Genomic DNA, 13,478 nt, shown 5'->3' with positions numbered 1-13,478 from the left:
ATGAAGAAGGGGCCTCTGCGGGCCCCTTCTTCAATCTGATCCCTTGATCAGGCTTCAAATCCGAATGGTTCTGAGTGCGGCGCTTCCGGCTGCGCACTCTCGTCCAGGAAAATATCCCGATAAGCCACATAGATGGAGTAGTTGAGCGCCGGGATCACCACCAGCAGACCTACCAGTAACAGCACAGCGCCAAACAGCAACAAAATAGCTGAGAGCAGCCCCCACCAGAAGAAAGGCCACATATTGCGCCAGCAGCCAGCGAAGCTCAGCCGTACCGCCTGGATGATGCCGATATCGTGGTGGTAGATCAGCGCCGGAGCAAAGGTGACCCCCATCAGCACGGGAATGATGAGCAGCATCCCCACCAGCAATACCAGCAGCAGTTGTTGCAACTGGCTCGCAGAGACCACCATGCTTTCGGGATCCTGCGTCAGCAGCGGGAGCAGCCCCCACATGGAGAGCAGACCGAGACAGACGAGGCCCACCAGGCTAAACAGCAGCAACACCAGCAGACCACCTAGCATCAGCGGGGTCAGCTTGTGGCGAAAACCGGCGAAGAGATCGGCAAACTGCAGCGGCTCCCCCCGATAACCCCGAGCGGCGACCGCCACCCAACCCGCGCCCCACACCATGTAGAGCAGCTGGGAGATAAGGCCCCCTGCCGGCAGTTGCTCCAGCAGCATGCCCACCATAAACCAGACCAGCACCATGGCTACGCTGATCCCCATCCCCTTGTTGAAGATATCGAACCCGCTGCGAACCCAGAGCCAGCCACGACCTGTCGTGTACCGGGCCGGTGTGGTGCGCAAAGGGGGTAATCCGTTCATATCGTCTCCTCGGAGTGTCGGTGGCATCAGTGCCGGAAGCCGATTCTAGAGCCAGGGCGGGGGCGACTCAATGGCGAAGCGGCCCGACCACGACATAAAACCTGACGCAGCGATGCACAAAAGGGGCGTCAGCCACGCCCCGCCTCTGGCTGCCTCGACCATAACGAGGCACAATCTGCTCCCTCCACCAGCCGCACCTGTCGTGGCCAGCGTGCCGTGGTCACCCTTTAGTGATCGACGAATGCCGGACAAGGGTTGTCATCCCGCCATCCCGGGCGCTTTAACATCGAGTGGTATCGTCATGAGAGTTGTTTGTTGTCTGTTGTTGTTACTGGCCAGCCAGTCAGCCCTGGCCGAGGGTTTTATCAGTCGCCAGCTCAACCATCCGGTGCCGGGTGGCGTTGCGGTGATCCCTCTTGGCGCGTCACCCACTGCCCCCACGGCCCGCTATCACGACAAACCCGTGTTGGTGGTGCGCGAAGACAACCAGTGGATCGCCATCGTCGGCATCTCTCTGAAAAGCACGCCCGGCGCCCAGCAACTGACCACAGGTGATGGCCGTACTCTCGGCTTCACCGTGACCCCCAAGCACTACCGCGAGCAGCACATCAAGCTAAAGAACAGCCGTCAGGTCAATCCGCTTGCCGAGGATATGACACGTATCAACCGCGAGCTGGCGGAGCAGACCCGGGCTTACCAGACCTTCAGCCCCAACCAGCCAAGCAACCTGCTGTTCGACAAGCCGGTCAACGGCCCCCTCTCCAGCCCGTTTGGCTTGCGTCGCTTCTTTAATGGCGAGGAGCGCAATCCCCACTCCGGCCTCGACTTCGCTGTCGGCGCCGGCACCCCGATCAAGTCCCCCGCCGCAGGCAAGGTGATCCTGATCGGCAACTACTTCTTCAATGGCAATACCGTCTTTGTCGACCACGGTCAGGGGCTCATCAGCATGTTCTGCCACATGTCGAAGATCGATGTGAAGCTCGGTCAGAGCCTGCCGCGTGGCGGCATCGTCGGACGAGTCGGTTCGACCGGCCGCGCTACCGGCCCCCATATGCACTGGAACGTCAGCCTCAACGACACCCGGGTCGATCCCGCTATCTTTATCGGCGCCTTCAAGCCCTGAATCGGCAGAGCCCGTTAACAAAACATCCTCTAACAAAACAGGCAGCCCATGGCTGCCTGTCTGCTATCTGCACGTCGAACCTGATTACCTATCCGGCCAGCGCGTGGGCACCGGACTCCCGACGCATCGCCCGCCACATCACCAACACCAGCAGCGAGCTGCACGTTGGCAATGCCAGCCAGACCCCGGGCACGCCCCACAGGGTCGAGAATCCCCACAAGAAACCGCCGATCAGCACCAGCTTGCCACCGGTGAGCAGGGAGGCGATGCGGGCCCGATTGATGGCCTGGAAGTAGGTGGCCCCCACCAGCAGCAAGCCCTCCATCGGCAACCCCCAGAAGTAGAGCCAGATCCCGAGGCTCGCCACCGGCAGCAGGGTGGCATTGTCGCCGGCAAACAGATAGACCGCAGCCTCCGGCCACAGATAAAGCGGGAACATGGCGCACAGGGCGATCCCCAACGTCACTCCGAGTGCCAGATTGCGGATCCGCAGCACCCGCCGCCAGTGACCGGCGCCCGCGTTGAAGCTGGCGATGGGCTGGATACCCATGGCGATCCCCTCGAACACCAGATAGAAGAAGGCCTCGGTGTAACTGATCACCCCGTAGGCCGCCACATGCAGCGAAGTGCCAACCGCCAGCAACGCCTTGTTGTGCAGCGCCAGCACTACCGAGAGATAGAGGTACATTAGAAAACTGGAGACCCCGAGGCGCACCGTCTCGCCCATCAGCCGCAGATCGGGGCGCAAGGTGTCCCAGCTTATCCGCAGTTGGCTACGCGGTGTGAAGAAGTGCCACAGGCAGGCGAGGCCCGTCACTGCTTGGGAGAGCATAGTGGCCGTCGCCACCCCGGCCAGTCCGAACGGAAACACCACCATCAGCAGATAATCGAGCAGCACGTTGAGCAGGCCCCCGACTACCATGATGAGGGTGACAAACCCGGGGCGGCCATCGTTGCGCAGCAGCGAGCTGAACGCCATCGACAGCACCGCAAAGACGCCCAGCCAGGCGTAGGCCTGCAGGTAGGAGAGCCCGGCGGTGAAGATCTCCCCCTCCGCTCCCATCCAGGCCAACATGGGCTCGCCATAACGGATCCCGATAAAACTGAGCAGTGCCGAGGCCAGCAACACCATCACCAGCGCATTGCCGACGATATGGCGGGCTTTGGCCGGGTTGCCCTGCCCCAGATAGAAGGAGACCAGCGACGAGGCCCCCATGCCGATCAGGGCCCCCACCGCATAGAGCACGGCGCAGATGGGATAAGCCAGCATCAAACCGGCCATGCCATCCTGACCCAGCACATGACCAACGAAGATGCCATCGATGGTGACATAGATGCCGGTGATCAGCATGGCCGCCACGGTCGGGGTTACGTAACGCCAGAAAAGGCGAGATAGCGGGGCTGTGCCCAGATCAACAGCTGACATATTCGACTCGGTGGAGAGAAAGCGGCCGGGATCATAGCGAAACGGCAGCACGACTTCCTGCTATTTGTGTTATGAATCATTAATATAGACTGCTTTACCCGCCTCCCTGCCCTGTTTTAGGCTAGGGCCACCTCTTCTGAACGGAAACGAGCCTCATGTTGCAACGCCTGCTCACCCTCTTGCTGCTCTCCCTTATCTTGTTGCCGCCAGCCGTGCGCGCCGACGATGCCATTGCCCAGGCCGAATCCCTGTTGCAGAGCGTGCCCAAGAGCGATACCCCGGAAAACCAGAAGCTGCGGGAGAGCTATCAGCAGGCGCTGCAATTTGCCAGAGAGGCCGAGCGCTACCGGGAACAGAGCAAAGCCTATCAGCAGATCCTCATCGATTACCCCAAGGAGTCGGCACGCCTCAAGGAGAGCCTGCACAACTATCAGCCCGCCGCTCGCCCGCCGCTGGCGAGCCTCAAGGAGGAGGCGCTGCGTCAGGCCATAGGCTTGAGCAGCAACCGCCAGCTCAACCTGCGCAAGGAGCGGCAGGGGGTGATGGACAGCCTCAACCAGCTGGAGAGCACCGGGCAGGAGTATCACCTGCGGGTGGATGATCTGCGCAAACAGCTGCAACTGACCCGCAGCCAGCTGGAGCGACTGAGCTTCAGCAGCGAATCGGATCGCCAGCAGGAGGCACAACTGCTGCTGACCAGAATGAAAGAGCAGAGCCTCTCCGACCGGATCCAGATGCTGGAGCTGGAGCAGCTCTCGGCCCAGCAGCGCAACGATCTCGGCAAGCTGAGGCTGCAGGAGCTCAATCTGGCCATCGCCGACGAGGATGAGTGGCAAGCCAGCCTGTTGACCCAGCAGAACCAGCTGCGGCGGGAGAAGACCGAGCAGGCGCTGGAGGAGAGCGAACGGCTGCGCAAGCAGCTCACCACCGACATGCCGCTGCTGCTGGAGCAGCAACAGCAGAATCAGGCGCTCTCCATCCAGCTCGGCACACTGGAAGATCAGATTGAGCGGGTGCAGGACGAACAACGCAGCGTCGACAAGAATCTGTTTGAACTGAATGAGCTGGTCAACTCGGTACGCGAACAGCTGGAGTGGCTGCAGATCAGTAATGCCTACGGCGAGAACCTGCGCAGCAAACTCTCCGATCTGCCTCCCCAGTTCCCCCTCGACAAGCTGGAGTCCGCCATCGTCAGCGCCCGCATGGCCAAGTACCAGTACGAGAGCGAGCAGGATGGGCTCAAGGATACCCGCCAGCTGCGCGACAAGCTGATGGCCGAAGAGGAGGTGACGCTCGATCGGCCACAGCAAGCGGTGCTCGACAACCTGCTCAAGGCCCGGCGCCAGCTGCTGACCCGGCTCAACGACGCCTCCGACACCCTCATTCAGGAGCAGACCCGTCTCAAGCTGCTCTACAGCCGTCAGAACAGCAAGATCGACGAGATCCGCGAAATAAGCGCCAGCCACCTGTTCTGGATGCCGGATGTGCGCCCCTTTACCCCACAGGTTATGCTCGGCATTCCCGCCGCGCTGACCCTGGCCTTCAACCCTGACAACTGGTTGCAACTGCCCTACGCCATCGCCGAGAACAGCCCGCTGAGCCTCACGCTGGCCGGTATTGGTCTGCTGGTGCTGGCCTGGAGCTGGTTCAAGTTGGCCCGTCACCTGAGCCTCTATTGCGACCATATTGCGCCGCGGATCGGCAAGGTGACCCAGGACAAATTCAGCCTCACCAGCCGCTTGCTGCTGCGCTCCCTGCTTGCCGCCCTCCCCTTGCCCGCCATGGTACTGATGGTGCGCGGCCTGCTCGAAGGGGCCTGGCAATACCCGTTTGCGGTGGCGGTGGCGCGCGGTCTTGGCGAGATCTGGTTTCTGCTACTGGCGCTGGTGATGGCCCGCCATCTGACACTGGAGAGGGGGATTTTGATCCACCACTTCCGCTGGCCCCGGGAACAGGTGCAAAAGGTGTGGGGGCAGTTTCGCACCCTGCTGCTGGTGCTGATCCCGAGTTTCTTCGTGCAGGGGATGGCCAACAGCTATCAGGAGCACGCCTTCTACGACTCCCTCGGCCGGATGGCCTTCATGATCGGTGCACTCTGGCTGCTGCTCTTCTTTGCCCGTCTCAACCGGGAGCGATTGCCGCTCACCTGGGGCCAGACCGACATGACCAAGCCCCATCTGCTGCACCACTTCATCTGGAACAGCCTGATGCTGGCGCCGCTGCTGGCGGTGATTGGCGCCCTGTTTGGCTACTTCTATACCTCGCGCACCCTGCTGCGCCAGCTGGAGCTTAGCCTGCTGATGGGGCTGGGTTGCCTGCTGGTCTACTATCTGGCCAGACGCTGGATGCTGATCCAGCGCCGCCGCCTCGCCTTCGAGCGCGCCAAGAGCAAGCGGGCCGAGATCCTGGCCAGCGCGGCCGGGAAGAGGGGCATGACGAGCTCAGCTCCGAGACCCCGGACGTGGTGGAAGAGACTGAGCTGGATCTCGATACCATCAGCGCCCAGTCGCTGGGACTGGTGCGCACCCTGCTGATGCTGGGCTTTACCATGCTGGTGGTGGTGCAATGGTCGGATCTCAACTCCGCCTTCAGCTTCCTCAGCAATATCGAGGTGTGGCAGGTGAGCAGCAAGATTGGCGGCATCGAGCAGCTCTCGGCCATCACCTTGCAGGATCTGATGCTGACCGCCTTCGTCTTCATTCTGACCGTGGTGACAGCCCGCAACCTGCCGGGGCTGATGGAGCTGACCCTGCTGCAACACCTCAGCCTCTCCCCGGGTACCGGCTTTGCCCTCACGACCACCAGCAAGTATCTGGTGATCCTGATCGGCGCCCTCACCGGCTTCTCCATGCTCGGCATCGACTGGTCGAAGACCCAATGGCTGGTCGCCGCCCTCTCTGTGGGGCTGGGTTTCGGTCTGCAGGAGATCTTCGCCAACTTTGTCTCCGGCCTCATCATCCTGTTTGAGAAGCCAATCCGGCTCGGTGACACCGTCACCATCCGCGATCTCACCGGCACCGTCACCAAGATCAAAACCCGGGCGACGACTATCGTGGATTGGGATCGCAAGGAGATCATCGTGCCCAACAAGGCCTTCATCACAGAGCAGTTCATCAACTGGTCGCTCTCCGATGCCATCACCCGGGTCAAACTGCGGATCCGGATCGGCCTGACCCGGGATCCGAAACTGGTGCAGCGCATTCTGGAAGAGTCCATCCAGGCATCGACCCTGGTATTGGAGACGCCGACGCCAGAGGTCTTCCTGATCGAATTCACCGACTCAGCACTGATCTACGAGATCCGCCTCTACGTCAACAACATGGATCACCGGATGCCCATCACTCACGAGGTTCACTCGCTGGTGCTGGAGAAGATGCAGCAGCAGGGACTTACCCTGCCCCATCAACAGATCGACATTCACCTGAGCCGCGGCTGATCCGCGAGGTAAAAGGAGCAGAACATGCAGATTATTGCCCACCGTGGCGCCAGCGGCCTGGCCCCCGAAAACACTCTCAAGGCGATGGCCAAAGCGCTGGAGCTGGGAGCATCAGCCATCGAGATCGACGTGCAGGCGGCCGATGGCGAGTTGTGGGTCTTCCACGACCGGCGGCTGGAGCGCTGCACCAATGGCAAGGGGGTGCTGACCGAACAATCCCGCTCATATCTGGAGCAACTCGATGCCGGTGAAGGAGAGGTGATCCCGACCCTGTGGCAGGTAATGGAGATCATCGCCGGACGCTGCGAGCTGCATATCGAGCTCAAGGGCGCCCATACCGCCGATGCGGTGGTAGCCCTGACCCGACGGGCAGAGGCCGAGCTGGGCTTTACTCCCGGCCAGTGGGTGGTCTCCTCCTTCCATCACCCGGAGCTGGCCCGATTTGCCGCCTCGCGGCCCGATATCCGGCTCGGAGCCCTGACCGCCAACCTGCCGCTCAACCTGGCGCAGTTTGCCGACAAGCTGGGAGCCTGGTCCATCAATTGCGATGTTGATTTTATCGACGCCGCGCTGGTCGATGATGCACATCGCCGGGGGCTCAAAGTTCTAGTTTATACCGTTGATTATCCAGAAGATTATGAAACGCTCTCTAGCATGGGGGTCGATGGAATCTTCACCAATCGACCGGATCGCTTTATCTCACCATGATGGGACGATACGCGTATGGATAAGCCCCCATTTAGGCACTAACTTTAATTTGTTGACCGGGGTAAAAAAAGTTCGACTACGGCCGATAGTAACAAGGCTATAACAATAATCAGATGCCACACACTTCAGACTGACGCTCATCAAGGATGTAACTATGAACTTATCCATTAAAAACAAGCTTGTTCTGGCTATCGGGGTCATCATTCTGGTGATCACCGGCCTGCAGGTCTGGTACAACACCTCGCAACTGCGCAGCGAGACCCAGCGACTGGTCTGGAACATCATCGACGAAAGCTCCATGGCCAACGTCAAGGGGATCTCCCGCTGGGTCGACGCCCGGATCAGCATGGTCAGCACCACCAAGGAAGCATTCGCCAAAGAAGATGAGCCCATCAGTCATCTGGCCCAGTCCATGAATGCCGGTGGCTTCGACCTGGTCTATGCCGGTACCGCAGACGGCAAAATGATCCAGAGCAAACCAACCGACTTGCCCGCCGGTTATGACCCCCGTCAACGCCCCTGGTACAAAGACGCAATGGCTGCTGGCAAGATGACCATCACCTCCCCTTATGCCGACATCTCCACCGGCCAGCTGATTGTCACCATTGCCGAGCCGTTCCAGCGTGGCAATACCCAGGGGGTCATCGCCGGTGACGTCTCCATCAGCTCACTGATCTCGGACATTCTGGCGGTCACCACCGAGGGCACCTACGCCATGCTGGTGGACAGCAATGGCACCATCATCGCGCACCCCGATGCCTCCCTGAGCCTGAAATCCGCTACCGCTCTGGCACCGGAGCTGACTGCCGCCTACATCAATCAGGTCGCCCATGACGGCATGATCAACGAGCTGGTGATCAGCGGCAAGAAAGAGGTCTACGACTTTAATGCCATTCCCAATACCAACTGGTATTACGGCATGATGGTGGATGAAGAGATCGCCTACCAGTCGGTACGCCGCATGGTTACCTCCTCCCTCATTCAGGGGCTTATCACCATACTGATCGTGGCAGGCTTCTCCTATGTCGCCATCAACAGCTCGCTGGCCCCTCTGAAAACCCTGGGCGAAGCGATTGCCGATCTCTCCCGTGGCAACGGCGATCTGACCCGCCGGATCAAGATTGAACGTGAGGATGAGGTGGGCGCGGTTGCCAAACACGTCAACACCTTCATCGAGCGGATCCATGTGATGGTGCAGGATATCTCCAACTCCTCCGGCCAGCTCAACCAGCAGGCCAAGTCCTCTCACAGCATGGCGGAGAAGGCCAATCAGGGGCTGGCACGCCAGCAAAACGAGATCTCCCAGATCGCCACTGCGGTACACGAGATGTCAGCCACCGCAGTCGAGGTCGCCAGCAACGCCGAGCAGACCGCCGAAGCGGCCCGCAGCTCCTCCAGCAGCTGCGAGCATGGCAAGCAGGTGATCGCCCGCAACCAGCGCTCCATCACCGATCTGGCCACCCAGGTGGAACAGGCCTCCAACATCATTCAGGAACTGGAGAAAAACGCCCAGGAGATCAACACCATCCTCTCCACCATTCAGGGCATCGCCGAGCAGACCAACCTGCTGGCACTCAACGCCGCCATCGAAGCGGCACGTGCCGGTGAACAGGGCCGCGGCTTTGCAGTGGTAGCCGACGAGGTGCGCGTCCTGTCACAGCGTACCCACAGCTCCACCGTCGAGATCCGCAATATGATCGAAACCCTGCAACGCAATACCCAGGGAGCGGTCAGCACCATGCACGAAGGCCAGCTGCTGGCCCAGAACAGCGTGGATGACGCCAACAACGCCACCCATGCGCTGGAGCAGATCACCACCTCGATCAACCAGATCTCCGACATGGCGACCCAGATCTCCAGCGCGGCTGAAGAGCAGCGGGCCGTCACCGACGAGGTAAGCCGCAACATTCAGGCGGTGAAAGATGTCTCGGACGAACTGGCAGTAGATGCAGACAGCTCACGCCATCTCTCTGAACAACTTAAAAATATTTCGGGTGAACTGAGCAATCAGGTCGGCATGTTCCGCATTTGAGCATGAGCAAAAGGGGCCGTACAGGCCCCTTTTATTTTCCTAAATAGCGCTTAATTTTCAGTGAGTAATCTTACATTACCCGCCAAATACCCCGCCTTGAAATCCTTGTAATTCGTCTGGAATTATCAGATCACCGCCGTGATCACCGCAGCATTTCGGATTACCTATTTCTATCCGAATAGATGAATGCCAATAATTCTCATTAAAAAATTACAATAAAAAACTTAAAATTTTTTTCGCGAGTACCTAAAAAGAGAGGTGATTCGCATTTTATTGAAAGAAAACTACGTACAATCCAGAAGTTAAAGTACTCGTAGCTAGGTGTTCAACTGCTCAGTAACACCAAAAAATGACGATAATAACGACATTTTCATCCAGGGATTTGGGTGTTTTATAGAAAAATAACCAATAAAAAGGGAATAAAACCTAGCAGTTTGACTTGCATCAAGCCTGAATTTTTTTCATAGAGCAAAATCGTGCCCAGCAAATCTATCCCTAAGGAGGCAGATGTGGATATTATCAAGACCGATGTGGCCATCATCGGTGCTGGCGGTACCGGCTTACGCGCCGCTATCGCTATAGCCGAATCACAGCCAGACCTGGACATCGCCCTGATTTCCAAGGTTTACCCGATGCGCAGCCACACGGTTGCTGCCGAAGGCGGCGCCGCCGGTGTCGTCCGTGATGACGACTCCCTCGAAAACCACTTCAACGACACCGTCTCCGGTGGTGACTGGCTGTGCGAGCAGGACGTAGTGGAATACTTCGTCAACAACGCGACCAAAGAGATGATCCAGCTGGAGCACTGGGGTTGCCCCTGGAGCCGCAAGCCGGATGGTAAAGCCAACGTGCGTCCGTTTGGTGGCATGAAGGTTCCGCGTACCTGGTTCGCCGCAGACAAATCCGGTTTCCATATTCTGCACACCCTGTTCCAGACCTCCGTCAAATACCCGAGCATCAAGCGCTTCGACGAGCATTTCTGTCTTGATCTGATCGTGGACGACGGCCGTGTCCAGGGCGTACTGACCTTCGACATCCAGAACGGTATCACCCGCTTCATCCAGGCCAAATCCGTGATCGTGGCAACCGGCGGCGCTGGCCGTGTCTATCGCTACAACACCAACGGTGGCATCGTCACCGGCGACGGCATGGCACTGGCCTACCGTCACGGCGTACCGCTGCGTGATATGGAATTCGTCCAGTATCACCCGACCGGTCTGCCGGGCACCGGCATCCTGATGACCGAAGGTTGTCGTGGTGAGGGTGGCGTCCTGCTGAACAAGGATGGCTACCGCTACCTGCAAGACTACGGCTTGGGCCCGGAAACCCCGATTGGCCAGCCGAAGAGCAAATACATGGAGCTGGGTCCGCGCGACCGCGTTTCCCAGGCATTCTGGCAAGAGCAGCAGAAAGGCCGCGTCATTCAGGGCCCGATGGGCGATGTGGTTCACCTCGACCTGCGTCACCTTGGCGAGAAGTACCTGAAAGAGCGTCTGCCGTTCATCTGCGAACTGGCCAAAGCCTACGTCAACGTGGATCCGGCCAAAGAGCCTATTCCGGTACGTCCGACTGCCCACTACACCATGGGTGGTATCGAGACTGACAACAAGTGTGCCACCCGTCTGGCCGGCCTCTACGCCGCTGGCGAATGTGCCTCCGTCGGTCTGCACGGCGCCAACCGTCTGGGTTCCAACTCCCTGTCCGAGATCGTGGTATTCGGCAAGCTGGCGGGTGAACAGGCCGGTGAATTCGCCAAGACTCAGAAACACGGCAACACCGAAGCTCTGGCTGCCAAGGCCGAGGCGCTCATCAAGCAGCACCTCTCCCTGCTCGACATCGATGGCACCGAGAACCCGGCCGATATTCGCAACGAGTTGGGCATGTCCATGGAAGCCGGTGTCGGTATCTACCGTACCGAAGAGCTGATGCAGGGCACCATCGACAAGATCAACGAGCTGAAAGCCCGTTACAAAAAGGTCAAGATCAACGACAAGTCCTCTGTCTTCAACACCGACCTGCTGTACGCCATCGAACTGGGCTACATGCTGGACGTGGCAGAAGCCATGGCTCACTCCGCCATCAATCGTAAAGAGTCCCGCGGTTCCCACCAGCGTCTGGATGGTTACGAAGAGCGTGATGACGTGAACTTCCTCAAGCACACGCTCTCGTTCTACCAAAATGGCGAAACGCCCTCCATCGATTACTCCGATGTGAAGATCACTAAGTCCCAGCCGGCAAAACGCGTGTACGGCTCCGAGGGTGAGAAACAAGACGAGGCTAAGAAGAATGGCTGAGATGATTGAAATTGAAATCCTGCGCTACCGTCCGGAACAGGATAACGAGCCCTGGATGCAAACCTTTCAGGTGCCATACCAGAGAGAGATGTCTCTGCTGGACGCCCTGCAGTACATCAAGGATCACCTGGACTCTACCCTGAGCTTCCGCTGGTCCTGCCGGATGGCGATCTGCGGCTCTTGCGGCATGATGGTCAACGGTGTGCCCAAGCTGGGTTGCAAGGCGTTCCTGCGCGACTACCTGCCGGGCAAGATGACCGTCGAGCCGCTCAACAACTTCCCGATCGAGCGCGATCTGGTGGTCGACATGTCCGACTTCATCGAGAAGCTGGAAAGCATCAAGCCGTACATCATCCCGAGCGAGCCGCGCAGCCTGTGTGATGGCGAGTACATCCAGACTCCGGCCCAGATGGCGCAGTACAAGCAGTTCTCCCAGTGCATCAACTGTGGTCTCTGCTACGCGGCTTGCCCGCAGTACGGCATCAACAAGAAGTTCACCGGTCCGGCGGCACTGGCTCTGGCCTATCGCTACAACGTCGATAACCGTGATGCTGGTGCCAAAGAGCGTATGCGCATCATCAGCCAGGACGAAGGCGTCTGGGGTTGTACCTTCGTGGGCTACTGCTCCGAAGTGTGCCCGAAGGGCGTCGATCCGGCGGCGGCCATCCAGCTTGGCAAGGTCGAAAGCGCCAAGGACTACATGATCGCCATGTTCAAGCCAGATTGAGAGCAGGATTGAGACCATGAACAACACTGATAGCAAACGTAAACCTTACGTCCGCGAAATGAAGAAAGACTGGTGGCTGAAGAACGCCTTCTACACCGGTTACATGATCCGTGAAGGCACCAGTATCTTCGTCTCCATCTACGCCGTTGTGCTGATGTGGGGCCTGATGCGCCTGGTTCAGGGTCAGGAAGCGTTCAACGGCTGGCTGGAATCCCTGCAAAGCCCGATCGCCATCCTGTTCCATGTCGTCGCTCTGGCGGCGTGCCTGTTCCATGCCAAAACCTGGTTCGCCCTGGCGCCGAAAGCCATGCGTATCTTCCGTGGTGAAGACCTGGTACCGGAGAAGCCGATCGTTCTCGCCCAGTATGTGGCGCTGGCGGTGGTGTCCCTGCTTGTCCTGATCATCGTGGCCTGAGGAGAAAACAATGAGACGTTCTGACGAACCAATTTACTGGGGTCTGTTTGGTGCGGGTGGCATGGTCGTTGCCATGCTGCTGCCGGTCATTGTCCTCATCACCGGTCTGCTGGTGCCCATGGGCATCATGGACGTGGAAACCATGAGCTATGACCGCGTGCACGCGTTCGCCAGCTCCTGGTGGGGTGCCTGCATCCTGCTGGTGATCATCGCCCTGCCAGTCTGGCACGGTATGCACCGTATCTACCACGGTCTGCACGATCTGGGGATCCACACCACCAAGCTGCACCACTATGTGTTCTATGGCTTTGCCTTCCTGGTATCTGCCATTAGTGTCGGCCTGCTGATGGTACTGGTACTCCAGTAATCACATCTGACTGATTGACCAAACCGGGCCTGGTGCCCGGTTTTTTATTGCCCCGCTATCCCGCCCCTGCTTTTTATTCACTCAAACAATTCGATAAAAACCAGATTATCGTCCAATCATATG

Annotated in this window: 10 protein-coding genes and 1 pseudogene; 9 read left to right on the top strand and 2 right to left on the bottom strand. The window is 58.9% G+C overall.

Annotated features, from left to right (window positions below):
- Nucleotides 1-47: 47 nt before the first annotated feature.
- Entirely contained in the window at nucleotides 48-827 is a 780-nt protein-coding gene (locus ACTG2O_RS09580; protein ID WP_108541833.1) for a BPSS1780 family membrane protein, read from the bottom strand.
- Nucleotides 828-1,128: 301 nt separating this feature from the next.
- On the opposite strand from ACTG2O_RS09580, the gene ACTG2O_RS09575 reads away from it, so the two are divergent.
- The gene (locus ACTG2O_RS09575; protein ID WP_439975661.1) at nucleotides 1,129-1,950 is read left to right on the top strand and encodes a peptidoglycan DD-metalloendopeptidase family protein; all 822 of its coding nucleotides are present in this window, start codon (nucleotides 1,129-1,131) and stop codon (nucleotides 1,948-1,950) included.
- Nucleotides 1,951-2,038: 88 nt separating this feature from the next.
- Here the strand turns inward: ACTG2O_RS09575 and ACTG2O_RS09570 are convergent, their stop codons facing one another.
- A complete protein-coding gene (locus ACTG2O_RS09570; protein WP_106842912.1) occupies nucleotides 2,039-3,376 on the bottom strand; it encodes an MATE family efflux transporter in 1,338 nt (445 codons plus the stop codon).
- 155 nt (nucleotides 3,377-3,531) lie between these two features.
- Between ACTG2O_RS09570 and ACTG2O_RS09565 the strand changes: the two are divergent.
- The 8 genes and pseudogenes from ACTG2O_RS09565 to frdD all read left to right on the top strand — a co-directional run.
- A pseudogene (locus ACTG2O_RS09565) lies at nucleotides 3,532-6,546 on the top strand (mechanosensitive ion channel domain-containing protein); the annotation flags it as partial.
- A gap of 20 nt (nucleotides 6,547-6,566) precedes the next feature.
- Nucleotides 6,567-6,812, top strand: a complete 246-nt coding sequence (locus tag ACTG2O_RS09560) for a hypothetical protein (RefSeq protein ID WP_439976653.1) — start codon at nucleotides 6,567-6,569, stop codon at nucleotides 6,810-6,812.
- Nucleotides 6,813-6,836: 24 nt separating this feature from the next.
- Nucleotides 6,837-7,520, top strand: coding sequence for a glycerophosphodiester phosphodiesterase (locus ACTG2O_RS09555; RefSeq protein WP_439975660.1), 684 nt, complete (start codon nucleotides 6,837-6,839; stop codon nucleotides 7,518-7,520).
- Nucleotides 7,521-7,674: 154 nt separating this feature from the next.
- Nucleotides 7,675-9,552: a methyl-accepting chemotaxis protein gene (locus ACTG2O_RS09550; protein WP_040066871.1), complete on the top strand. Its 1,878-nt coding sequence runs from the start codon at nucleotides 7,675-7,677 to the stop codon at nucleotides 9,550-9,552.
- A 509-nt stretch (nucleotides 9,553-10,061) separates the two neighbouring features.
- Complete coding sequence (gene frdA / locus ACTG2O_RS09545) at nucleotides 10,062-11,846, top strand: fumarate reductase (quinol) flavoprotein subunit (protein ID WP_157162111.1); 1,785 nt, start codon at nucleotides 10,062-10,064, stop codon at nucleotides 11,844-11,846.
- Nucleotides 11,839-12,573: a succinate dehydrogenase/fumarate reductase iron-sulfur subunit gene (locus ACTG2O_RS09540; protein ID WP_005335057.1), complete on the top strand. Its 735-nt coding sequence runs from the start codon at nucleotides 11,839-11,841 to the stop codon at nucleotides 12,571-12,573. The genes frdA and ACTG2O_RS09540 overlap by 8 nt, the downstream gene beginning before the upstream one ends.
- A gap of 16 nt (nucleotides 12,574-12,589) precedes the next feature.
- Complete coding sequence (locus tag ACTG2O_RS09535; protein WP_005335058.1) at nucleotides 12,590-12,988, top strand: hypothetical protein; 399 nt, start codon at nucleotides 12,590-12,592, stop codon at nucleotides 12,986-12,988.
- Between the two features lie 10 nt (nucleotides 12,989-12,998).
- On the top strand, nucleotides 12,999-13,355 hold the full coding sequence (gene frdD, locus ACTG2O_RS09530) for a fumarate reductase subunit FrdD (RefSeq protein ID WP_005335059.1): 357 nt from the start codon (nucleotides 12,999-13,001) through the stop codon (nucleotides 13,353-13,355).
- Nucleotides 13,356-13,478: the final 123 nt, after the last annotated feature.

Origin of the sequence: Aeromonas sp. 61P (genome assembly GCF_051919545.1) — a bacterium.
GTDB classification, from domain to species: Bacteria; Pseudomonadota; Gammaproteobacteria; order Enterobacterales; family Aeromonadaceae; genus Aeromonas; species Aeromonas veronii.
This window is presented reverse-complemented; position numbering and strand designations above follow the sequence as displayed.